The sequence below is a fragment of the Mesorhizobium sp. B2-4-19 genome (assembly GCF_006441315.1).
Classification (GTDB): Bacteria; Pseudomonadota; Alphaproteobacteria; order Rhizobiales; family Rhizobiaceae; genus Mesorhizobium.
This window is the reverse complement of record NZ_VFUV01000001.1, coordinates 588,452-612,149: the sequence shown is the minus strand read 5'-3', so window position 1 is coordinate 612,149 and position 23,698 is coordinate 588,452. Positions and strand designations below refer to the sequence as shown.

The 23,698-nt window shown below is 64.5% G+C and carries 18 protein-coding genes and 1 pseudogene; 11 read left to right on the top strand and 8 right to left on the bottom strand.

From position 1 onward, the window contains the following. Nucleotides 1-4: 4 nt before the first annotated feature. A pseudogene (locus FJ546_RS31880) lies at nt 5-85 on the bottom strand (hypothetical protein); the annotation flags it as partial. A gap of 214 nt (nt 86-299) precedes the next feature. On the opposite strand from FJ546_RS31880, the gene FJ546_RS02905 reads away from it, so the two are divergent. From FJ546_RS02905 to FJ546_RS02870, 8 genes are all read left to right on the top strand, one after another. Beyond that, entirely contained in the window at nt 300-1,073 is a 774-nt protein-coding gene (locus tag FJ546_RS02905; RefSeq protein ID WP_140887914.1) for a glucose 1-dehydrogenase, read from the top strand. A gap of 82 nt (nt 1,074-1,155) precedes the next feature. Beyond that, a complete protein-coding gene (hisD, locus tag FJ546_RS02900; protein WP_140887913.1) occupies nt 1,156-2,478 on the top strand; it encodes a histidinol dehydrogenase in 1,323 nt (440 codons plus the stop codon). A gap of 15 nt (nt 2,479-2,493) precedes the next feature. Further along, nucleotides 2,494-3,519 carry an alcohol dehydrogenase catalytic domain-containing protein gene (locus tag FJ546_RS02895; RefSeq protein ID WP_140887911.1) on the top strand — a complete coding sequence of 342 codons (1,026 nt, stop codon included), beginning with the start codon at nt 2,494-2,496 and terminating at the stop codon, nt 3,517-3,519. Nucleotides 3,520-3,550: 31 nt separating this feature from the next. After that, on the top strand, nt 3,551-4,282 hold the full coding sequence (gene hutC / locus FJ546_RS02890; protein WP_140887909.1) for a histidine utilization repressor: 732 nt from the start codon (nt 3,551-3,553) through the stop codon (nt 4,280-4,282). A 107-nt stretch (nt 4,283-4,389) separates the two neighbouring features. Beyond that, entirely contained in the window at nt 4,390-5,688 is a 1,299-nt protein-coding gene (locus FJ546_RS02885; RefSeq protein WP_140887908.1) for a hypothetical protein, read from the top strand. A gap of 215 nt (nt 5,689-5,903) precedes the next feature. After that, nucleotides 5,904-6,911: an ABC transporter substrate-binding protein gene (locus tag FJ546_RS02880; protein ID WP_140888061.1), complete on the top strand. Its 1,008-nt coding sequence runs from the start codon at nt 5,904-5,906 to the stop codon at nt 6,909-6,911. 145 nt (nt 6,912-7,056) lie between these two features. Beyond that, nucleotides 7,057-7,797, top strand: a complete 741-nt coding sequence (locus tag FJ546_RS02875; protein WP_348641953.1) for an ABC transporter permease — start codon at nt 7,057-7,059, stop codon at nt 7,795-7,797. A gap of 10 nt (nt 7,798-7,807) precedes the next feature. Then, entirely contained in the window at nt 7,808-8,590 is a 783-nt protein-coding gene (locus FJ546_RS02870; protein WP_027045736.1) for an ABC transporter ATP-binding protein, read from the top strand. A 27-nt stretch (nt 8,591-8,617) separates the two neighbouring features. On the opposite strand, the gene FJ546_RS02865 is transcribed toward FJ546_RS02870, so the two are convergent. After that, complete coding sequence (locus tag FJ546_RS02865; RefSeq protein WP_140887905.1) at nt 8,618-10,510, bottom strand: ABC transporter ATP-binding protein; 1,893 nt, start codon at nt 10,508-10,510, stop codon at nt 8,618-8,620. Continuing rightward, complete coding sequence (locus FJ546_RS02860; protein ID WP_140887903.1) at nt 10,510-12,366, bottom strand: ABC transporter ATP-binding protein; 1,857 nt, start codon at nt 12,364-12,366, stop codon at nt 10,510-10,512. Before FJ546_RS02860 ends, FJ546_RS02865 begins: the two co-directional genes overlap by 1 nt. A 352-nt stretch (nt 12,367-12,718) precedes the next feature. On the opposite strand from FJ546_RS02860, the gene FJ546_RS02855 reads away from it, so the two are divergent. Both FJ546_RS02855 and FJ546_RS02850 read left to right on the top strand, forming a co-directional pair. After that, nucleotides 12,719-14,065, top strand: a complete 1,347-nt coding sequence (locus FJ546_RS02855) for an FAD-binding oxidoreductase (protein WP_140887901.1) — start codon at nt 12,719-12,721, stop codon at nt 14,063-14,065. Between the two features lie 220 nt (nt 14,066-14,285). Continuing rightward, nucleotides 14,286-15,725 carry a 2-hydroxyacid dehydrogenase gene (locus FJ546_RS02850; RefSeq protein WP_140887899.1) on the top strand — a complete coding sequence of 480 codons (1,440 nt, stop codon included), beginning with the start codon at nt 14,286-14,288 and terminating at the stop codon, nt 15,723-15,725. A gap of 54 nt (nt 15,726-15,779) precedes the next feature. On the opposite strand, the gene hutH is transcribed toward FJ546_RS02850, so the two are convergent. The 5 genes from hutH to FJ546_RS02825 all read right to left on the bottom strand — a co-directional run bounded on the left by hutH (nt 15,780) and on the right by FJ546_RS02825 (nt 22,061). Then, nucleotides 15,780-17,276 carry a histidine ammonia-lyase gene (hutH, locus tag FJ546_RS02845; protein ID WP_140887897.1) on the bottom strand — a complete coding sequence of 499 codons (1,497 nt, stop codon included), beginning with the start codon at nt 17,274-17,276 and terminating at the stop codon, nt 15,780-15,782. A gap of 139 nt (nt 17,277-17,415) precedes the next feature. Beyond that, nucleotides 17,416-18,519 carry an alcohol dehydrogenase family protein gene (locus FJ546_RS02840; protein WP_140887896.1) on the bottom strand — a complete coding sequence of 368 codons (1,104 nt, stop codon included), beginning with the start codon at nt 18,517-18,519 and terminating at the stop codon, nt 17,416-17,418. Between the two features lie 8 nt (nt 18,520-18,527). After that, a complete protein-coding gene (locus FJ546_RS02835; protein WP_140887894.1) occupies nt 18,528-19,907 on the bottom strand; it encodes an aspartate aminotransferase family protein in 1,380 nt (459 codons plus the stop codon). Between the two features lie 38 nt (nt 19,908-19,945). Beyond that, complete coding sequence (locus tag FJ546_RS02830) at nt 19,946-21,439, bottom strand: NAD-dependent succinate-semialdehyde dehydrogenase (RefSeq protein WP_140887892.1); 1,494 nt, start codon at nt 21,437-21,439, stop codon at nt 19,946-19,948. A 130-nt stretch (nt 21,440-21,569) separates the two neighbouring features. Continuing rightward, the gene (locus FJ546_RS02825) at nt 21,570-22,061 is read right to left on the bottom strand and encodes an Lrp/AsnC family transcriptional regulator (RefSeq protein ID WP_140887890.1); all 492 of its coding nucleotides are present in this window, start codon (nt 22,059-22,061) and stop codon (nt 21,570-21,572) included. Between the two features lie 83 nt (nt 22,062-22,144). Between FJ546_RS02825 and FJ546_RS02820 the strand changes: the two genes are divergently transcribed. Then, nucleotides 22,145-23,530: a PLP-dependent aminotransferase family protein gene (locus FJ546_RS02820; protein ID WP_140887888.1), complete on the top strand. Its 1,386-nt coding sequence runs from the start codon at nt 22,145-22,147 to the stop codon at nt 23,528-23,530. Nucleotides 23,531-23,698: the final 168 nt, after the last annotated feature.

Sequence of the window (23,698 nt, the reverse complement as noted above, 5' to 3'; positions counted from 1 at the left end):
CAAGGGCGACGAGGCCGCTTCGTTCGGCCTGCTCGACCAGCGGGCGCGCCTCTTGCGGCGTGAAGGCGAGCGGCTTCTCGACGATGAGGTGCTTGCCGGACCCCCATCATCGACCGGGTTCTCAAAAACCGGGTTTCGCTGCATCGTTCCCAGGGGAGCCGGGTCACCGACGGGCGCGCGGGTGTAGCGAATTTGTTAGGAGTAGCGTAGCCGAAACTGTTTGTATATGCTTGTATATGTAACTTGATCTGGTAGTCTCGCTATGGGAACGGAAGCTCGACACCGGCAAGGAGGATCACATGCGCAATGCTTCTCTGTTCGATCTCGCCGGCAGGAAAGCGCTTGTCACCGGCGCCAGCCGCGGAATCGGCCGCAGCATCGCCGAGGCGTTGAGCGCTGCCGGCGCCGACGTCGCGGTCACCGCGCGGAGCCTGGCGTCCCTCGACGGGACCACGGCGGCGATCCGTGCGGCCGGCGGGGTTGCGCATGCCATCGCTCTCGACGTCATCGATGTCGGCCGCTGCCGGACCGCCACCGCCGAGGCTGCGGGCCTGCTTGGCGGTCTCGACATCCTCGTCAACAATGCCGGAATGGAGGAGGTCAGGCCCTCGCTCGACGTCGACGAAGCGCTGTGGGACCGGATCGTCGACACCAATCTCAAGGGGGCGTTCTTCTGCGCCCAGGCGGCTGCACTGCAGATGCGGGATGCCGGGCATGGCGGCGCCATCATCAATCTCTGCTCGCTGACGTCAGAAGTCGGCATTCCCACCGCAGTGCCCTATGGCTCGTCGAAGTCGGGCCTGCTCGGCATGACCAGGGCGCTGGCGGCGGAGTGGGCGGGTCTCGGCATCCGGGTCAACGCCATCGCCCCGGGTTACTTCCGGACGGCGATGACCGATGTGTTCTACAGCAACGAGGCATGGCAGCAGTCCATGCTCGCCAAGATCCCGCAGCAGCGTTTCGGCGATCTCGGCGACCTGCACGGCGTTGCCGTCTTCCTTGCCTCGGATGCGGCGGCCTACATAACCGGCCAGTCCATTCCGGTGGATGGCGGCTTCCTGGCATCGATTTGAGGCGGCGCGCTAAAGGTTCGAAATCAACGTCTTGCGCAACGCAAACGGCCGGCGCGCTGCGTTCCAACAAAGAGGAATATCCATGTCCGACATCAGCTTCCACGATCTGTCATCGCTCGACGCCGCCCAGCGGGCCAGCCTGCTGAAGCGCGCCGAGGCCGATCTGTCGGTCTTCGTCGAAAAAGTCCGCCCGATCATCCAGGCCGTCAAGGACGAGGGCGACGCCGCCCTCATCCGGTTCGCCAGGGAGCTCGACAAGGCCAATGTCGCCGAAGGCGGACTGCAGGTGTCGGAAGCCGAGTTCGACGCGGCCTTCGACAAGGTCGAAAAGGATGTCGTGGAGAGCATCGGCTTCGGCATCGACAACATCAGGCGTTTCCATGAGGAGCAGAAGCCGGAGACGATGTGGCTCAAGGAAGTCCGGCCGGGCGCCTATGCCGGCGACCGCTATACGCCGATCGCCTCCGTCGCGCTCTACGTGCCGCGCGGCAAGGGCGCCTTTCCGTCGGTGACGATGATGACATCGGTTCCGGCGGTCATTGCCGGCGTACCGCAGATCGCCATCGTGACGCCACCGACATCGGATGGTTCGGTGGACGCGGCGACCCTGGTCGCGGCTCGCCTCGCCGGCGTGCACACCGTCTACAAATGCGGCGGCGCCCATGCCGTCGCCGCCGTCGCCTACGGCACCGAGACGGTGAAGCCTGCGCTCAAGATCGTCGGTCCCGGCAGCCCATGGGTGGTGGCGGCGAAGAGCATCCTGTCCTCGGTCATTAACACCGGGCTTCCGGCCGGCCCGTCGGAAGCCATCATCTTTGCCGATGACAGCGTCGACGGCGGCCTTGCCGCGCTCGATCTGCTGATCGAGGCCGAGCACGGACCGGATTCTTCGGCCTATCTGGTGACGCACAGCCGCAAGGTCGCCGAGGCGGCGCTCGCCGCACTCCCGCAACACTGGTCGCGGATGACCGAACAGCGCGTGGAGTTCTCGCGCGCGGTGCTGACGGGCAAGCGCGGCGGCGTCGTGCTGACCGCGTCGCTGGAAGATAGCTACCGCTTCATCAACGACTATGCGCCCGAACATCTGGAAATCCTGTCGAACGAGCCGTTCGCGCATCTCGGGCATATCACCGAGGCGGCCGAGATCCTCATGGGCCCGCATACGCCGGTGACCCTTGCCAACTTCGTCCTTGGGCCTAATGCCGTGCTGCCGACCAGCCGCTGGGCGCGCACCTATGGGCCGCTCTCAGTAACCGATTTCGTCAAGCGCTCGTCTGTCGGCTACGTCACCTCCGCCGCCTATCCGGAATTGGCGAAGCATGCCCGCAGGCTCGCCCGCTACGAGGGCTTCAGCTCGCACGAAAACGCGGTCTCGGAGATCCGCGACCGCTACCTCGCCGGCTGAACGGAGACGATCGCGATGAAGGCGGCACGGCTTTATGGATCGGGCGATCTGCGGGTGGAGGACATCGCCGAACCCGGCTTCCCGGATGCCGGCTGGGTGAAGCTCAGGGTCGATGCCGCCGGCATCTGCGGTTCGGACCTGCACAATTTCCGTACCGGCCAATGGATAAGCCGCTCGCCTTCGACCGCCGGCCATGAACTGACCGGCACGGTGACCGCTTTGGGTGAGGGCGTCGACACCGTTGCCGTCGGCGACAGGGTGGTTGCCGATTCCCGCTTCTGGTGCGGGGAATGCGCGCAATGCCGTGCCGGCAGGCGCCATCTCTGCGCTTCGCTGGGCTTTGTCGGCGAAGTCTGCGACGGCGGCTTCGCCGAACAGGCTGTTCTACCCGCGCGACTGCTGCATGTAGTCGATGCAGCACTTGACGAACGGGTCGCCGCGATGGTCGAGCCGCTCGCGGTGGCGCTGCACGCGGTACGGCGCCTGCCCAAGACGGTGGGCTCGGTGCTAGTCGTCGGCTGCGGGCCGATCGGCGGTCTCGCCGCGCTGCTGCTGTCGCGGAGTTTTGCCGGCACCGTGCTTGTCGCCGACCGCAACCAGGCCCGCTGCGCCCGCGTGGCGCGGGTGACTGGCGCAACAATCGTCGACCTTGACCGCGATGCGATTGCCGCAGCGACTGGCAACGCCCCTTTGCTGGCGTCCGTCGAGGCGACCGGCAGCATCGCCGCATTCAACCAGTTGCTCGGCGTTCTCGATTCCGGCAGCGCTGTGGCGATGGTCGGCATCTTCCATGGTCGCCTCGACATCGACCCCAACCTTCTGGTCGAACGCGAGATCGCGCTGCTGGGGTGCCATGCCTTCGCCGACGAGTTGCCCGACGCCGTGCGGATGCTGGGTGAGTTGAGCGAACCGCTGCTCGCCCTGATCGATCGCGAGATCGGCCTCGACGATATTCCGGCTACTTATGAGCGGCTGTTGGCGGGACAAAGCGACGGCTTGAAAACAATCATCCGCATGCGGCAACCTGTTGAGCCGGCATGATTTCCGATAAATTGCCGGAAAGGATTTTGAAATGATCGATTTGCCCGATACGGCGAGCCCCCTTTACGAGAAGGTGAAGGACTACATCCTGACCAACATCGGTACGGGCCGGTGGGGCAAGGATCGCAAGCTGCCGTCCGAGAACGAGCTGGTGGTTTCGCTGGGTGTCTCGCGCATGACAGTCCACCGGGCCTTGCGGGAACTGACCGCGGCGGGCTTCCTGATCCGGCTGCAAGGTGTCGGCACCTTCATCGCGCCGCCCCGTCCGCAATCGACGCTGATCGAGATCAACAACATCGCTGCCGAGATTGTCGAGCGCGGCAACAGGCATCGCTCGGAAGTTCTCGTGCTGGAAACCATCATGCCTACGGAGGAACTCGCACTGTCCTTCGAGTTCCCAAAGCGCGTCGCGATCTATCACTCGGTCGTCGTCAATTTCGAGAACGATTTGCCGGTGCAGCTGGAGGAGCGCTTCGTCAATCCGAGCCTGATCCCCGACTACGACAAGCAGGATTTTTCGAAGACGGCGACCTACGACTACCTCATGCAGAAAACCCCGGTGACCGAGGTCGAGCACATCATCTCGGCGATCCCGGCCGACGCCGAGACGGCGCGGCATCTCAATATCGATGTCGGCAGCTGCTGCCTGTTTCTGCACCGCCGCACATGGACGGGCGCGATCGTCGCCACCATCAGCAAGCTGACTTATGCCGGCAGCCGCTATTCGCTCGGCAGCCGCTATTGCCCCTCCAAGACCAACTGACGCCGAAAGCCAATGCAGATCACGAACTCTGCGACGCAGATGTATGTACATGTACTGTTAAGAGCTGTTTCGCGCCCTGCGGACGGATCGGCTGGAAGGGACGACCGATGATGCACAGCCGCACGGCGCGGATCCGCGCGCTCGCGCAACTCGATGTCGGCGAGGCGCAACACGCGCTGGCGACCTTGCTGGGCGATCTGTTCGCAATGACCCCCAGCAATGTCCGCATCAATGTCGACAAATACAGCCTCAATTCGTTGAACGGCTTCTTCGACAGCGAGGGCCAGGCCTATTTCTTCAAGTTTCACCAGGAGGAACGCGAAGAAGGCATGACCGGCGAATACTACCAGGCGGAGATCCTGTCGCGTGCCGGCCTCCCGGTCGACCAGCCTGTCCATATGTCCACCCAGCCGGGTGAGCAGATCCTTGTCTATCGCCGCCGCACGGATCCGAGATTTTCGGATGTGCTGTTTGCGCTGGATGGAAAGGACGATGCCGGCAAGCGGCGCGAGGCGGTTCTGGCCGAGCGCGACCTGTCCGCCAGGCTGCTCGAGGTCTATCTCGATACGCTGCATCCGGTGACTGTCGCAGAGGTCTCGGCCGAGCCGATCCACCGGCTGTTCCATGAGCGGCTGATCGACGCCGATACGCGTTTATCGCCGGGCGGTCGCCTGGCGGATTTCTATATTGGCAAGCCGTTTGTCTTTCCCGGCATGGAACTTGGCTGGGATCGGTTCTCCCGGTTGAAATTCGTCATCAACGGCCAGCTGTATACCAGCAGCATCGGCGAGCTTTTCGACGCTGCTGCGGCGCGCTTGCGGCCGGAGCGGCTGGCCGATGCCGGCGGTGTGGTCGCGCATGGCGACGCCCACAATGCCAATGTCTGGTACACGGAAGAAGCGGGGAGGGCGGAGCTGTCCTTCTTCGATCCTGCCTTTGCCGGCTCGCACATCCCGACACTGCTGGCCGAGGTGAAGGCAACCTTCCACAACATCTTCGCCCATCCGTTCTGGCTCTACGATCCAGCCATCGCGACGGACGCTTTTCGCGCGCGGGCGCGGCTGGACGGAGACCTCTTCCATGTCGACACGGACTGGGATTTGAGCCCGGTTCGCCGCGACCTGCTGGAGGTCAAGGCCACTGCTTTGTGGCGACCCTTGCTGCTCGAGCTCAAGCGGCGCGGCATGCTGCCGGCGGATTGGCGGGCGGTCCTGCGCTCAGGGCTTTTCCTGTCGCCAACCCTGGTCATGAACCTGCGCGCCGGCGTACGCAGCCACACGCCGGCCTCTTCCCTCATCGCCTTTTCAGTCGCGGTCATGGTCGGCAGCGAGCCCGATGCCGGAGCCGATCGGGTGACCGACTTCCTCGACTTGATCGATCCTGAAAGCGCGAGCCGATGCGCCTGATCCATGGGGGAAATTGAGCCATGCCAACTTGTATATGCATGTATGTATTTTAGCCTTGACATCTGCTCCCGCGGACGCTGAAATATCCCTGCACTTCACCACGAAGTGGTGGGCAAGACGCCGAGGCACAATGCCGCAAGAGCAGAAACCCGCAGTCTCACCAGACCGGATGCCTGGGAAAAAAGCGGTCTGATCATCAAGGGGAACTTGAGATGATGCGTAACCTAGCAGGACAATTTCGCGCGCTCATGATGGCCGCCGCCATCGGGCTCGCCGGCGCGCCAGTGGCCCACGCGGCCGACGCGACCATTCCCGCGACGCCCGAGGCCGGACCGTTCAAGATCGGCATCGAGCCCTGGCTCGGCTACGGCCAATGGCACGTCGCCGACGCCAAGGGCCTGTTCAAGACGAACGGCCTGTCGGACGTCCAGATCGTCAATTTCGCCGAGGACAAGGACATCAACGCCGCTTTGGCCAGCGGCCAACTCGACGCCGCCAACATCGCGACCCACACGGCGATGGGCATGGTGGCCGCCGGCCTGCCGGTGAAGATCGTGCTGCTGCTCGACGTCTCGATGACTGCCGACGCCATCATCGCCGGCAAGGACGTCACCTCCATCGCCGACCTCAAGGGCAAGCAGGTTGCTTTCGAGGAAGGCACGACCAGCGACATCCTGCTCAAATACGCGCTCGCCAAGAATGGCATGTCGATCGCCGACGTTCAGCCGGTTCCGATGCCCGCCTCCGACGCCGGCGGCGCGTTGATCGCCGGCCGCGTGCCGGTGGCGGTCACCTACGAGCCCTACCTCACCGTCGCCATGGCGCAGAACAAGGACGTCAAGCTGCTGTTTTCCGCCGGCGAGGATCCCGGCCTGATCAGCGACGTGCTGGTGGTGCGCGACGAGGTCATCAAGTCGCGGCCCGGCCAGGTGTTGGCCATGATCAAGAGCTGGGACGCCGCACTCAAGGATTACAATGCAGACACACCCGGCGGCCGCGCCATCATAGCCAAGGCGGTCGGTTCCGACGTCAAGGACCTGAACACCGCTTTCGATGGCGTGCGCTACTATTCGCTCGCCGAAAACAAGGCGGCGCTGACCGGCGATTTCACCACCAAGACATTCGCCGACGTCGAAGCGGCCGCCAAGAACGCCAAGCTGCTGCAGGCCGACGTGACGCCGGAACAGATGATCGACCCGTCCTTCGTCAAGGCGGCGCAATGATAAAGGCCGGATCGCGGTGGTAGCGCAGATGTCAGCGGATCCCCCCGCGAAAACCGGCCCGGCCGCGCCAAAGGCGGCCACGAAACAGGCCAGGCGCCGCCGATCCTCCGGGATCGGCGCGCCCATCGCCAGGTCGCGTTTCCTGATGATCGCGGTGGCCGTCTTTGTCGGGCTTGGCCTTGCCTGGTGGGCGGCGACCGGGCTGGAATGGGTGAAGCCCATCTTCCTGCCGTCGCCCGGCAGCGTTGCGACCCAGATCGTCAAGCTCGCCGCTGACGGCACGCTGTGGCTGGACCTCACGGCCTCGGCGTATCGCATTTCCATCGGCTTCCTCATCGCTTCGGCATTGTCCATACCGATCGGTGTGCTGATCGGCAGCTTCCGCTCCTGGGAGGCTGGTATCGAGCCGCTGGTGGATTTCATCCGCTACATGCCGGTCGTCGCTTTCGTGCCGCTTTCCATCCTGTGGGCCGGTACCGGCGATACGCAGAAATTCCTGATCATCTTCATCGGCACCTTCTTCCAGCAGGTGCTGATGATCATGGACAATGTGAAACGGGTTCCTGCCGATTTCATCGGCCTTGGCCGCACGCTCGGCCTGCCGGACCGCAAGATCCTGACGCGCATCGTCGTGCCCAGCGCCCTGCCGGGCATCTGGGATACGCTTCGCATCAGCCTCGGCTGGGCATGGACCTGGCTGGTGCTGGCCGAACTTGTCGCGGCGACATCCGGCTTGGGCTATCGCATCACCGTGTCGCAGCGCTATTTCCAGACCAACACCATCATCGGCTACATCCTGCTCCTCGGCGTGCTCGGTCTCATCACCGACCAGGTCATGAAGGCGCTGGAGAAGGTTCTGTTCCGGCAGGATGGCCATTCGCAATGAGGAACCGCCGATGACTGTTCCCAAATTGCGCATCGCCGGTCTCGACAAGAGCTTCGGCACTGGCGAGCGGCGCACGGAAGTGCTGCGCGACATCAACCTCGATCTTGCCGACAATGAGTTCGTCTCGCTCGTCGGCACGTCGGGCTGCGGCAAGAGCACATTGCTGTCGATCGTTGCCGGACTGCAGGACTTCGACGCCGGCGATCTCAGCATCGATGGCGCGCCGATCCTGCAGCCGGGTCTCGACCGCGGCGTCGTCTTCCAGTCCTACACGCTGCTGCCCTGGCTGACGGCGCGGCAGAACATCGAGTTCGCCCTCAAGGCCGCCGGCTACGATCGCACGGCCTGCCGCGAGATCGCGCTCGAGCATCTCGACCTCGTCAAGCTTTCACAAAGCGCCGACCGCTATCCGTCCGAACTGTCGGGCGGCATGAAGCAGCGAGTCGCCATTGCGCGCGCACTGTCCTATCGGCCGAAGATGCTGTTGATGGATGAACCGTTCGGCGCGCTCGATGCCTTGACCCGGCACCAGATGCAGGAACTGCTGACCCAGATCTGGGAGGAACACAGGCTGACCGTTCTCTTCGTCACGCATGATGTCGAGGAGGCGGTCTATCTGTCGGACCGCATCGTCGTCATGGGGATCGGGCCGGGACGCATCATGCAGACCTTCAACGTCGACATCGAGCGGCCGCGCCGGGAAGAGGTGATGGAGACCCCGGCCTTCATGGATCTGCAGCGCGGCGTGCACAAGGCAATCCGCGAGGCATCAAGACGCCCCGAAATGGCGTAGACGATTGCGGCCACTTGCAGGCGCCGTTCACGTCGCCTTGCCGACCGCGGCGTCCAGTTCCAACTCGCCTTCCGCAATGTCGTCGAACGAAGCGTAGTTCATGTTGTAGAGGCGGGCGTAGAGGCCCTTCCTCTGCATCAGCTGTTCGTGGTTGCCACTTTCGACGATCTCGCCATTCTGCAGGACGATGATGCGGTCGGCGCCGCGTATGGTGGCGAGCCGATGGGCGATGACCAGCCCGGTGCGGCCCTCCAGCAGTTTGATCAGCGCCTTCTGGATCAGCATCTCGGTGTAGGAATCGATGCTGGCCGTGGCCTCGTCGAGCACCAGGATCTTGGCGTCAGCCACCAGCGCTCGCGCGAAACTGATGAGCTGGCGCTGGCCGAGCGAAAGGTTGCCGCCGCGCTGTTCGAGTTCGGTGTCGTAGCCGGCGGGCAACTGTTCGATGAAGTCGTGCGCGCCGACGGCCTGTGCGGCGCGCACCACTTCCTCGCGGGTTGCGCCGGTCTTGTGGTAGCGGATGTTCTCCAGCACCGTGCCGGAGAACAGGAACGGCTCCTGCAGCACCATGGCCACCTGGTCGCCGAGCGAATCCTGCGTCAGGTCACGCACATCGTGACCGCCGACCAGGACTTGCCCCGACCAGACATCGTAGAAGCGGTGCACCAGCGCCATCGAACTCGACTTGCCCGATCCCGTCGGGCCGACAAGGGCTACCGTCTCGCCCGGGTTGACGCGGAAGGAGATGTTCTTCAGCACCGGCTGGTTCGGCCGGTAGCCGAAGGTGACGTTCCTGAACTCGACCGAGCCGTCCGTATCGCGCGACAAGGCCACCGCATTGTCCTTGTCGCTGACATCCACCGGCACGTCGAGCACTTCGGAGATGCGCTGGCCGGAGGCCATGGCGCGCTGCATGACGCTGTACTGCATGGTAAGCGAACGGATCGGGTCGAAGAAGCGCTGGATGTAGAACAGGAACGCTACCATCACGCCGACATCGAGGCTGTGCGACAGCACCATCGAGCCGCCGACGACAATGACCGTCGCCATGGCGATGCCGGTCAGCGTGTCGACGATTGGCACCATCACCTGCGCATATTTCGCCGACCGCAGATGGGCGTTGAGGTTGGCCAGCACCTTCTCGTCATAGAGGTCGAAATTGACGTGCTGGCGTTCCAGGCTCTGCACGGTGCGCACGCCATGGATGCCTTCGGCGAGTGCCCCATTGGCGATGGAATTGGTTTCGTGCGCCGCCATGAAGGCGACCTTGGCGCGCGGCAGCCAGAACAGCCGCACGATGAACAGCATCGGCATGGTCGACAGCGTCAGCAGTCCGAGCCGGAAATCGAGCCACAAAAGGACGGTGACGATGCCGAACAGCAGCACGATGTCGCCCACCGACATGACGGACGTTTCGAGGAATTCCTGCATCGAATTGACGTCGCCCTGCAGGCGCGACATCAGCCGGCCGACCTCGGTCTTGTCCATGAAACTCAGCGACACGCGCTGCAGATGGCTGAACATGGCGCGGCGCAGGTCGGACAGCACATTCTCGGCCACCTTGCCGACGACGCTTTCCTGCACATGGCTGGCGGCATAGTTGATCAGGATGATCACGGTGAAGGTGAGGATCGCGGAGATCATCACCGAGCGGTCGAACCTGCCCGGGGCCATGCCGTGGTCGATGGCATAGCGGATGATCAGCGGGATCGCCAGCTGCGTCAGCGTGAACACCAGCACCGCCGCCACCGAGATGAAGATCCGGCCCTGATAGGGTCTGACGAAGCTCCAGATGCGCCTGACGATGCGCGGATCATAAGCCTTGCCGAAAACCTCTTCCTCGTCGCGATGCGAGCCGACGACGGCCTTGGTCGGCCGGCCGCTTTTGTCGTCCTTCTCGTCGTCGTCCTGCGTCGACATCATGCGGCTCCCTCGAGCCGATCGTCGTCCGGCCGCAGCTGCAGGTCGTAAAGCGCGCGGTAGCGCCCGCCCAGCGCCAGCAGTTCCTCATGCGTGCCGCGCTCGACGATGCGGCCGCCCTCGACGAACAGGATATGGTCGGCATGCATCAGTGAACTCAGCCGGTGCGAGATGATCAGCGTCACGCGATCCTTGGCGAAGCGCATCATCGCCGCGCGGATACGCTGCTCGGTGCCGGCATCGATTGCCGCGGTGGAATCGTCGAAGACCAGAACCGATGGCCGCAGCATCAGGCTGCGCGCAATGGTCAGGCGCTGGCGCTGGCCGCCGGAAAGCGACGCGCCACGTTCGCCGACGACCGTGGTATAGCCGGCCGGAAGCCCGATAATGTAGTTGTGCAACTGCGCATATTCGGCGGCCTGCCCGATGCGGGTCTCGCGCGCCCAGGGGTTGCCATAGGCGATGTTGTTCTCGATCGAGGTGGTGAACAGGAAGGCGTCCTGCTGCACCACGCCGACCGCCTTGCGCAGCGATTGCAGCGTGACCTTGCTTATGTCCTGGCCGTCGATGGTGATCGCGCCCGAGGTGACGTCGTAGAAGCGCGGGATCAGATGCGCGATGGTCGACTTGCCGCTGCCGGGCGGTCCGACAATCCCTATCGTCTCGCCCGACCTGGCCTCGAAAGAGATGCCGGACAGCGTCGGGCGATCGCCCGCGCCTTCATAGCGGAAGCCGACATTGTCGAAGCGCAGCACGCCCTCGGTGATGACGAGCTCCCTGGCGTCGGGCGCATCCTCGATGTCGAGTTCGGTGTCGAGCAGTTCGAACAGCCGTGTGCCGCAGGTCGAGGCGCGCGCGAACGAGTTGACCATCAGGCCGAGCTGGCGCACCGGCATCTGCAGGATGGTCATGAAGGTGAGGAACTGCGCCAGCGTACCGACGCTGATCTGGCCCGCGATCACCTTCTGGCCGCCGAACCACAGCACCAGCCCCATGGCGGCCAGGAAGGAAAAGTTCATGGCGCTGGTGTTGAAGACGCGGATGTCGACGCGCTGAGTGGCCAGCTCCAGCGCGTCCTGCTTGGCGCGGTCGAATTTGGCGAGCTCATGGCGCTGCGCCGCGAAGGCGCGCACGACACGGATGCCGCCAAGATTCTCATCCATCACCCGGCTCAGCACCGACAGCCGTTCCTGCAGCGTCAGCCAGGTGCTGCGCAATCTGAGCTGGGTCACCGAGGATCGCCAGGCGACGAAAGGCACGAAGCTGAGGCTGAGCAGCCCGAGCACGAGGTCGGTGCTGATCAGGAGATAGGCGCCGACGCCGATCAGCACGCCGAGCAGCACCACGCGCAGGATGCCGGTGGAAAAGAACATGCGCACGCCGTCGAGATCGAGCAGACCGAGCGTGATCAGGTCCCCGGTATGGACCTTGTCGTGGAAGGAGAAGCTCAGGCGCTGGATCTTTTCATAAAAGGCGAGCCGCAATTCATAGCCGGTCTGATGGCCGACGGCCTCGCCATAATAGTTCTGCGCCATGGTGAAGAGACCGCGCAGAATGCTGACGACGAGCAGCGTCAGCGCTGTGTGCCACAGCGCCTGTTCCGCGACAGTGCCGGCACCCGCGGCCATCACGCCTTGCGCCTGGTCGATGGCGCGTCCCAGCAGGCGCGGGATGAAAAGCTGCAGCGTCGCGGCGATGAAGGTCGAGACGAGGGTGATGGCGACCTGCCAGGGATGGCGCAGCGTCATGCGCACGATGCGCAGCAAGGTGCTGAGCCCCTTGCCCCAGGAGGCTTCCGCCACATGGGCAAACGATTTGCCGCGCTTCGCCGCGCCGCTGGTTGCATCCGTAGGCAAGGAAAATATCCAGTCCAATCCGGACATTAGCCCGGACGCATGAAGCAGACTCAGTTCTGATGACGCGATGTTACGCGTGTCCGACTTGACCCTTCAAGGGGCCAATGGCGGCATCGCGCTGTGCCTGACAGACGGTGCTGCCGTCGGTCGTCGCCGGGCGCTTGGGGCTTTGCCGCCAAAGTTCCTGTGAGGGGTGTCGAGGCGACGTTCGCTGGCATAAACAATTCATTGCATTGACGCGCAGATTCTCCAGCTCGACCCAGCCTTGACCGACTATCAGTTCTGTCACGCGGCGCCGGCACGGAAGCAGCTGGGGCCGACGCCGCCGTGAAAAGCAAGAGGGCAGTCTTCCTTGACAAGTTTTCCCTTCACCGAAGCGATGCCGATCCAGTTTCAACCACCGTTGCCGAAGGCTTCGGAGGTTGTGGTCATCGGCGGCGGCGTCATCGGCGTGACCACGGCTTTGTTCCTGGCGCGGCGCAACATTTCGGTGACATTGCTGGAAAAGGGCCGCATCGCCGGCGAGCAGTCGTCGCGGAACTGGGGCTGGATCCGGCAGCAGGGCCGCGACGCCGACGAACTGCCTGTTGTCATCGAAGCGCAACGCCTCTGGCGGCAACTGGCCGAGGAATGCGGCGAGGACATCGGATTGAAGCAGACGGGCGTTACCTACCTCGCGCGAACCGACAGGGAGATGGCCGGCTTCGCGAAGTTCCTGAAGATCGCTCAGATACACGGCGTCGACACGCGTCTCCTCGACCAGGGTGAGACGGCCAAGCTGATCCCGACCATGTCGCGCTCTTTCAAGGGTGCGATGACCACCCCATCGGACATGCGCGCCGAGCCCTGGGTCGCGGTTTCAGCGCTTGCCCGCTTGGCCGCCCGGGAGGGCGTCACCATCATCGAGAATTGTGCGGCGCGCATGCTCGACATATCGGCTGGACGCGTCAGCGGGGTCTGGACCGAGCAGGGCCGTATCGCTACCTCGAGCGCGGTCGTCGCGAGCGGTGCGTGGACGTCGCTCTTCCTGCGCGCGCACGGCGTCTCCATCCCGCAGCTCAGCGTCCGGGCGACCGTCGCCGCGACCGGACCCATGCCCGAAATCCATTCGGGCGCCGTCGCCGACGACCATATCGCATTCCGGCGCCGGCAGGATGGCGGCTATACGCTGGCATCGGGAGGCACCAGTCAGCTTTATGTCGGGCCTGACGCCTTTCGTCATGCGACCAAATACGTTCCCGCTCTGATGGCGAATCCTTTTGGCACCTCCTACCTGCCGGCGGCGCCGCGCGGCTATCCGGACGGCTGGTCGACCCCACGCAGGTGGAACGCGGACGAGGCAAGCCCGTTCGAACGGATGCGCATCCTCAATCCCGCCCCCAAAGCTTCGGCATTGCGCGATATCGAGCGCGAATTCTCGGCACTTTTCCCGCAGTTCAAGACGGTGCCGATCAAGGCGAGCTGGGCGGGCATGATCGATGCGATGCCGGATGTCGTGCCGGTCGTTGATCGTGCCGCCGAAATTCCGGGTCTCGTCATCGCCACCGGGATGAGCGGTCACGGCTTCGGCATCGGACCCGGAATCGGCCGCGTCGTGTCCGACCTCGTCCAGGGAAACGAGATCGGACATGATCTTCACAGGTTCCGTCAATCCCGCTTCAGCGACGGCAGCCCGATCAAGCTGGGACCCAGCTTGTAGATCGGGCCAGCGGGCGTCACGGGCCAAGAACGTCATCCATGCCTTCGGCCATGGTCATCAAGGCCTCGTCGGTGGCGCCGTTACCGGCAAGATCGTGTCGCAACTTGCCGCCGGTTTGCCGCCGACAATCGATCTGACGCCCTTCCGGGCGGATAGGTTCTGGTTACTTAGAGCGCGCTGCCATACCGGCTACCTTTCCGTTCTTGCATGGGGAAACGACGTGACCGCAAACACCAATACCCAGGCCTTGGAGCCGATCGATCCGCAAAGCGCCTACGCCGTGCTGATCTGCGATCTGGTCGGCCTGCGCTTCGGACCTGACGGCAAGCCTGATCCCGGCGAAGTGCGCGCCCATATCGAAGCCAAGGGCGGGCGCTTCCACCTGTCCGCGCTTGGCGACAAAGCGGGCCTCGAGCGGGGCCGGGTGCATTTCTTCTACCAGCCGGACCTCAGCACCCGCGAGGAGCTGATCGAAGCCGCCGGCGATGGCCGCTATGACGCCGTCATCGCCGCAGCGACCTTCCTCCCTGCCGAAACCGTCTTTGCGCTGGCCGGCGTGCGGATCGGCGCCGGCACCGGCAATATGGGTTCTCGCTCCTGGGGCGGCGGCAGCGGCGAGGGCGGCACCGCGGTGCTGATGAACACGCCCGGCATCAACAGCCGCGCCACCGCACAGATGGTGATGAAGGCGATCCTGAAAGTGCTGCCGGATCTCCCGGTAGACACGCTTCACGACCGGGTGGCACGCGGCGATTTCGACACCGGCAGGGAACTGAGTGCTTTCCCGACCGAAAAACTCGAAGGCAAGACGATCGCGATCATCGGCTACGGCAATATCGGCAGGGAAGTGGCCAAGCTCGCCCGTGCCTTCGGCATGCGCGTGGTGATCCATGCAAGGCCGCGGCACCGCGACTGGGTAGAAGCCGAGGGCTTTGCCTTCGCGGCGGACCTCGCCGACGTGGCTGAGGGTGCCGATGTGCTCAGCGTTCATGTCGGCCTGGGCAAGCAGGATACGCAGACCGGCCGCTACGCCAATGCCGGGCTCATCGGCGCCGATGTTCTGAGCCGCATGAACAAGGGCGCTGTGCTGGTCAACTACGATCGCGGCGAGCTTGTCGACGTTGTGGCGCTTGGCGAGGCGCTGGACGCGGGGCAGGTGCGCCACGCCGCCATCGATGCCGATCTGTTCAGGGATGCCTCAACCGGACGTCTTTCCGGCCCGATGCTGCCTTATCTCGACCTCGTCGAGAGGCACGGCGAAAAACTTGAACTTCTGCCGCACGCCGCAGCCGATACGGACCATCCGTCACGCGTTGCCGGCGCCAAACAGGCCGTCGACCAGCTGTTCGACGTCTTCTGCCGCAAGTCGGTGACCAATGCCAAAGGCACGGTGCCGCCGGGTTATCTCTCGCTTGGGGCGACAACGCCCCCAGGCATCGGACCGGTGACGGCGGATCATTTTTTGAAATTGACTGCCAGCGACTGCTCCGAACTGGCGGATATCTGTGATCGGCAAAGCCGGCTGTGGAAGGTTCTGTCGGACGCGCCGCCCGCAGAGCGCAACAAAATCGTCGTCGAGCAGGGCGAGGAGCTCGTCCGGCTGATCAACCGCTTCTGTCTCCTGGCTGAGAGCCTGAACCTCAGAGGCCCTTACCAATAGGCTCTACCTGCCGCAGCGGATCTAAAACGGGAGCTGTCGGATGAGAACGTCGGCTCAGTGGCGCGGACCCGCCACCATCCGCGCCACCCGCGTCATGTCGGTGCTCATCTCGCGGTCGTCGTCGAGCGGGCTGACGAGCGCACGCACGGCGGCGAAGGTGCGCTGCGGCCCTTCGCCCATGCTGTCGACGACACCGCGCAACTCCACGCCCGTCGCCGCGAAGATCAGCTCCATCGCCACGAGATAGCGCATGCGCTCGATGATCTCCGCCGTCTTGGCCACCACACGCGGCGCCATCGACGACTGGTCCTCGATGCCGTCCGAAACGGCGAGCGGGCTGAGGGACATCGGGTTGGCCAGGTGCCGGATTTCGGCTTCCAGCGCGGACAAGGGCTTCTGCAGTTCCGCATAGCCCTGACGGCTGCCGCCTCTCGCCGACAGGAAACGCGGCAGTTCGGCTGTTGTCGGCGACATCAGCTTCATGCTGCGGTTGGCGGTGCCAACCGCGCAATGCGCCAGTGCCTGGCCGAGCTGCTCCCAGGCGAGCGTCATTGCCGTCAGGTCGAAATTGCCGTTGGAAATCACCCGACCGCCGTCGGCCAGGATCACTGGGTTGTCGCCCGAATGGGTCAGTTCGATCTCGGTAGCCAGCCGCGCCTGTTCGAACGCATTGAGCAGGCCGCCCCAGACCTGTGGCACGCACCGATAGCTGAGCGGATCCTGCAGGCGCCGCGCCGCCCTGTCCTTCCACAAGCCGCTTCCCGCCAGCTCCGCGCGCAACCGCGCGCCGATCTCGCGCTGGCCGAAGGCCGGCCGTGCGGCCAGCGCTTGCTCATCGATCGCGGTGAGGGAGGAGCGAAACGCCTCGTAGTTGAGCGCCACGGCGGCCAGTGCCCAGTCGATGAGATGGGCGACGTCTTCGAGGCACAGGCACGCCGTTCCGGTCGACAGGCTGTTGGCGACGATGATGGCGTGGCCGTCCTTCTCGCGCAGGTCCAGCGGCCCGAGCCCGGCCAAGGCAAGCGCCTCGGCGGAGGGCATGATCCTGCCCTGGAATTCCGCCTCGCCATCGCCGCGCAGCGACCTCGCCATATGGCCGAGATGGGCAAGGTCGGCCGCGCCGATCGAGCCCCAGGTCGGGATCACCGGATGGACGCCGGCATTGAGCGCCGCGACAAGGCCCATGACCACGCGCTCGGACGTGCCGGTGCCACCGGCGGCCATGCCCGAGATGCGCGCGGTCATCAGTGCCCGCACCGCCTCGGTGGGCAGCGCCGGTCCGATGCCCATGCTGTGGCTGAGCGGCACGCTGTGCTGGAAGGCGATCAGGTCCGCCTGCGCGAGCGGCGTGTCGACACAGGCGCCCAGGCCCGTGGTGACGCCGTACATCGGCCTGCCAAGCCCGGTCAGATGCTCGATCAGCGCGCGGCTCGCCCGGATGCGGCGCATCGCCTCCTCGCCCAGCATCAGTCGGGCGTTGCGGCGTGCGATCTCGGCGACGTCGGCCACGCCGAGCGGCTTGGCATCCAGCAATATCATTCGGCCTGTCATGTCTCGCCCCGTATCCCGCGACCAGATGCCCGGACCAGCATGACTACGGGCGCCGCCGTTTGTGACGGCTCGCAGACACGACTGCAAGCCATTCCCATTGGGACAGCGACAGAAGGTGGCTAGAGCGAGGGGCCAGGAACTACGCCGGCCGCTCCGCGACGGCATCAGGTACCACCACCAGCTTGCCGACGAAATCCTTGGCGACGAAGTCGGCCTGTGCGCGGTGAAAATCGGAGAGCCGGTAGACGCCGCCGACCAGTGGCCGGATCTTTTTCGCCTCGATGTAGCCGACGATCCGGCGGAAATCCGCCCGCGTGCCCTGGCTCGAGCCATGCAGCTGCAATTGCTTGAGATACATGGTCCTGAGATCGAGCTGCACGACCGGCCCGGCGATCGCGCCGGCCGTGGTGTAGCGGCCTTCGGGCCGCAGAATACGCAGAAGGTCGTTGAAGATCGCGCCGCCGACAAGATCGGCCACCACATCGATCGGCTGGCCGCCGGTCACTTCAGCCACGGCCCGCGGCAGATCGGCGACGCCGCGGGTGATGACAGCCTCGGCGCCGATGTCGAGCACCGCCTGTTCCTTGCCATTGCCGACGACGGCGTAGGGAATGGCGCCGCGCGCCCGCGCCAATTGCACGATGCCGGAGCCGACGCCGCCCGAGGCACCGGTGATAAGCACGCGTTCGCCGACCTTCAAGCCAGCGCGCTCCAGCATCTGTTCGCCGGTCAGGTAGGCGCAACAGAAGGTGGCGAGTTCGACGTCGCTCATATCCGTGTCGACGACATGCGCATTCTGCGCCGGCACGGTCTGGTACTCGGCGTAACCGCCGTCGCGGCCATGGCCCATATAGTCGATGTCGGCCAGTGAATCGTCGTCGCGGTTGTAGATGGAGAAATCGACCATCACCCGCTCACCGATACGGTCCGGCGAAACGCCGTCGCCGACGGCAACGATGGTGCCAACCGTGTCGGTGCCCTGGATGCGCGGGAAAACAAGCGTGTTGCCCTGGCGCCGCCAGGTCGACACGGCGCCGGCATCCTCCTCCGTACCATAGGCACCCTGGCGCACCCAGACGTCGGTGTTGTTCATCCCGCAAGCGCTGACCTTGACCAACACTTCACCCGGTGCGGGCGAGGGTACTTTCACATCGGTGCGGTAGACGAGCTTTTCCGGTCCGCCGTGCCCGGTGAGCAGCACGGCGGCCATGGTGGCGGGAACGGTTCTGATCATGGCATTCATCGTCGATCTCAAAGGTTGGCGAACACGCTTTTCACCGCATCCGCCGTCTTCGAGACGACGACGTCGGCCTCCTCGCGCGTCAGGCAGAGCGGCGGCGCGAAGCCCAGAATGTCGCCCTGCGGCATGGCGCGGCCGATAACGCCGCTGGCGGCCAACGCCGTCGCCACTTGCGGCCCGATCTTCTGCGAAGCGTCGAAGAACACCCGGTCGTCCTTGTCGGCGACGAACTCGACCGCCGCCAGCATGCCGTCGCCGCGCACGTCGCCAACGTGTCTGTGGCCGCCGACGGCCTTGGCGAGCTCGGCACGGAAATAGGCACCGGTCTCGCCGGCATTCGTCACCAGATCCATCTCGTCGATCAGTTCGAGATTGGCGACACCGGCGGCAACGCAGATCGGGTGCGCCGAATAGGTCCAGCCATGGCCGAGCGAGCCGAGCTTGTCGGACCCGTCGACCAGCACCTTCCACACTCCGTCGGCGACGATGACGCCCGACAGCGGCGCATAGGCCGAGGTCAGGCCCTTGGCGATGGTGATCAGGTCCGGCTTGATGCCGTAATGATCGGAGCCGAACATGGTGCCCAGCCGGCCAAAGCCGGTCACCACTTCGTCGGCGACCAGCAGCACATCATACTTCTTCAGCACCGCCTGGATCTTCTCCCAGTAGCCGGCGGGCGGGGGCACGATGCCGCCGGTGCCGAGGATTGGCTCGCCGATAAAGGCGGCGACGGTTTCGGGACCTTCGGCAAGGATCATCTCCTCGAGCTTGTCGGCGCAGTGCTGCGAGAACTGCTCCTCGCTCATCGAGCGGTCGGCGCGGCGGAAATAATAGGGCGCTTCGGTGTGCAGCACCGGCGCGCGCGGCAGGTCGAAGGCGTTGTGGAAGAGCTCCAGCCCGGTCAGCGATCCCGTCATCACGCCCGAGCCGTGATAGCCGCGCCAACGCGAGATGATCTTCTTCTTCTCCGGCCGGCCGAGCACATTGTTGTAGTACCAGATGAGCTTGATGTTGGTTTCGTTGGCGTCCGAGCCGGAGAGGCCGAAATAGACCCTCGACATGCCCTTCGGCGCGCGGTCGATGATCATCTTGGCCAACGTGATCGAGGCTTCGGTGCCGTGGCCGACATAGGCATGATAGTAGGCGAGGTTCTTCGCCTGGGTGGCGATGGCGTCGGCGATCTTCTGGCGGCCATAGCCGACATTGACGCAATAGAGGCCGGCAAAGGCATCGATGCTCTTCCTGCCATTGTTGTCCCAGACGGTGACGCCTTCACCGCCGGCCATGATGCGGGTCGGCGATTCACCGCGCGCGTGCGTGCCCATATGCGTCGAGGGATGGAAGAAGTGGTCGCGATCCCAGGCGTTGAGTTCGTTGGATTGGTCGAGCATTTTTTCTACTCCTGACGAAAGGGCGATTCCGCTGCAGCTTAGGCTACATCGAGACAGAGATATTTGAGATCGGTGAAAGCTTCGATGCCATGGCGCGAGCCTTCGCGACCAATGCCGGACTGCTTGATGCCGCCGAACGGGATTGGCGCGCCGGTGATCTTCACCCGGTTGATGGCAACCATGCCATAGTCGAGCGCGCGGCCCATGCGCTGCTGGCGGGCACCGTTCTCGGTCACGACATAGGCAACGAGGCCATATTCGGTGGCGTTGGCGCGGGCGATCACCTCGTCCTCGCTGTCGAAAGGCGTCACCGCGGCGACCGGTCCAAACGTCTCTTCGCGCATGATCAGCGCCGCGTCGGAAACGTCGGCCAGCAGCGTCGGCTGGTAGAACAGCGGCCCGGCCTGATGTCGCTTGCCGCCGGCAAGGCAACGCGCGCCATGGGCGAGCGCATCGGCGACCTGCTCCTCGACTTTCTGGACAGCGCGCTCGTGCATCAGCGGCCCGATGTCAGTCTTGTCGTCAAGGCCATTGCCGGTCCGCAGCGCCTCGATCCGCTTGGCGAAGGCGGCGCAGAAGCGATCGTAGATCGGCCGCTGGACGTAGATGCGGTTGGCGGCGAGGCAATCCTGGCCCGATGTGGCGAATTTGGCGTCGACGGCGATGTTCACCGCTTTGTCGAGATCGGCATCGGCGAAGACGGTCAGCGGAGCGTGGCCGCCAAGCTCCATCACCAGCCGCTTCATTGTCGGCGCGCTCTGAGCGGCAATCCGCCTGCCGATCTCGGTCGAGCCGGTAAAACTCATGGCGCGGACGCGCGCGTCTTCGCACATCCGCCCGACGATCGTCGCGGCCTTGCCGGTGACGACGTTGAAGACGCCGGCCGGCAGTCCGGCGCGCTCGCCAAGCTCGGCCAGTGCCAGCGCCGACAGCGGCGTTTCCGAGGACGGATGCGCGACAATGGTGCAGCCGGCGGCCAGGGCTGCGGCCGCCTTGCGGGTCAGCATGGCCGAGGGGAAATTCCATGGCGTGACGATGCCGACGACGCCGAGCGGCTCGCGCCGCACCATCATTTCCGCATTCGCCAGATGGCTGGTGACGCTCTCGGCGTTGAGGCGCTTGGCTTCCTCCGCATACCACTCGACGAAAGAGGCGGCATAGTCGATTTCGCCGAGCGATTCCTGCAAGGGCTTGCCCTGTTCCAGGGTCATCAGCAGCGCGAGGTCGTCTTTCGCGGTGATGATCAGCTCGAACCATTTTCGCAGGATTCTTGACCGTTGCTGCGGCAGCAGCGACCGCCAGGCCGGAAAAGCGCGCGCGGCGGCGTCGATTGCTTTTGTCGTTTGCCGTGCATCCAGCGCCGCGACGAAGGCGACCGTGCTTCCTGTCGCCGGATCGGTGACCTCAAAGCTTTCGGCGGCCTCGCTCGCCGTCCAGTGGCCGTCGACATAGGCGAGTTCGCGCAGCAAACGGCGGTCGGCGAGGCGGTCGAGCGCCTCATGGCGATGCGAGCGGGCGAAATGCGCGGACATGGTCGAAGCCTCCCGGTTCGGTCTGATCCTGGGAGACTATCCATCGTGGGCAGACAGAGAGGCTGTTTGGGTGTCCTGAAGTAGAGAGATTCTCTCTATTGTGCCGCCTCTGCAGACGATTTCTCCGGCACTACGGCGACACCGGCAGCAACTCGGCGATGGGAAGTGCGATCTCTTCCTTCACCGTCTTGGTCACGATGTAAGTGAAGTAGCGGTCGATGCCGATCTCGCGGTCGAGCAAGCCGTCGACCAGCCGCTGGTAGGCGTCGATGTCGCGAGCCATCACCTTCAGCACATAGTCGACGCCGCCGCCCACCGACCAGCAGGCGACGATCTCGGGGATATCGCGGATGACACGCTCGAAGCGGTCGAAATCGACCTGGCGGTGGCTGGCCAACGTCACCTCCATCAGGACGATGGCCACCGGCGCCACGACGCGCATGGCGATCCTTGCGTGATAGCCCGAGACGATGCCGGCCTTCTCCAGCTTGCGCAGCCGCATCCAGCATGGGGTAGGCGACAGCCCCACCTGCTCGGCCAGCGCCAGCTTGGTGATGCGCCCGTCACGCTGGATGGCGTCGAGGATTTTGAGGTCGATCGCGTCGAGTTTCGCAGCAGTCATCAGCGCCCACTTTTTCGTCCACAGTACCATGATGGCGCATAATTTCGATTGTCAATTGCACTGATTTCGATCTCTAATAAGTCATGACATTGTGGCAACCCGATCCAGCGCTCATAAGGCGGCCAGCCTATCAATCGCTTGCCGACCAGTTCGCGCGCGCCATCCATGACGGGCGTCTCGCCAATGGCGCGCGGCTGCCGACACATCGACGGCTGGCCGACGATCTCAAGCTTTCGGTGCAGACGGTCAGCCGCGCCTACGAGGAATTGATCCGGCGCGGCCTGATCTCGGGCGAGATCGGCCGCGGCAGCTTCGTCCAGACGCAACGCCGCGAGCCGGAGCCGCCCTATCTGCCCGAACGTCTCGGCGAGGTCATTGATCTCTCCATCCTGAAGCCGGTCTGCGAGCCGATGCATCTGGAGCGGCTGAAGCAGGCGCTCGGCTGGCTCGCCGAAAACCTGCCGTCGAGTTCGGCGCTGTCTTTCCGGCCCAACATGGTGTTTCCGCGCCATCGTGCGGTGGCGGTCGAATGGCTGAAATTGTGCGGGCTCGACATTTCCGCCCAGAATATCAGCCTGACCAATGGCGCCACCGCCGGCATGACGGTGGCGCTGATGAGCGTGGCGCCGCCTGGCTCGACCGTTGCCACCGAGGCGATCGGCCACCACACGCTGGTGCCGCTGGCGCGCTATCTCGGTTTCAACCTCGAAGGCCTGCCGATCGATGATAACGGCCTGATCCCGGAAGCGTTGGACGAGGCCTGCCGTCTTTCCGACATCCGCGCGGTGTTCGTGCAGCCCTCGGTGATCAACCCGACGGCGACCCTCATGGACGCACGGCGGCGCGAAGAAATCGCCGCGGTTGCGCGCAAGCATGACATCGCCATCATCGAGAATGACGTGCTGGGGCCGCTGGTCGAGGACCGGTCGCCGCCGGTCGCCGCTTTTGCCCCGGAGCGCACGCTCTACGTCACCTCTTTCACCAAGATCACCGTGCCTGGCCTGCGCATCGGCTATCTCGCCGCGCCCGACCGCTATGTCGCTGCCGTCGCCAACCGGCATCTGGTGTCGAACTGGATGGCAACGCCGCTGGTAGCCGAGATCGCCACCAAATGGGTGACCGACGGCACGGCGATGGAACTGGTGCGCTGGCAGCGCGCCGCGTTACGGCGGCGGCAGGATATCGCCGCCGAAGTGTTGGCAGGGATCGACTATCGCGCCCGGCGCGACGGGCTGCATGTCTGGCTGCAACTGCCCGACGACCGCGCCGAGGAGGGCTTTGTCGCCCAGGCCCGGCTGCAGGGCGTGGCGATCGCGCCGGGCACATCCTTCCGCATTTCTGATGCGCCCTGGCATCCGGCGGTGCGCATCTCGCTGGGCTCGACCACCGAAGGGGAACTGCGTGCCGGTCTCGGCGTTGTCACCAAGCTGCTGCTTGGCGATCCGGAGCATTTGCTGCTGGCTATCTGAGCATGTCGCCCAAAGTGCGAAGCGCTTTCGGGACGATGGCATGCCCAAAAAGCCAGCCATGATTGACCGGAAAATGTGCGCAATCAGAATAATTGTCATGATATTATTTTCCCAATTGACATGATTTGGCGCGTTCCGCATCGTTAAGGGCACAGGCTTCTCCAGCAC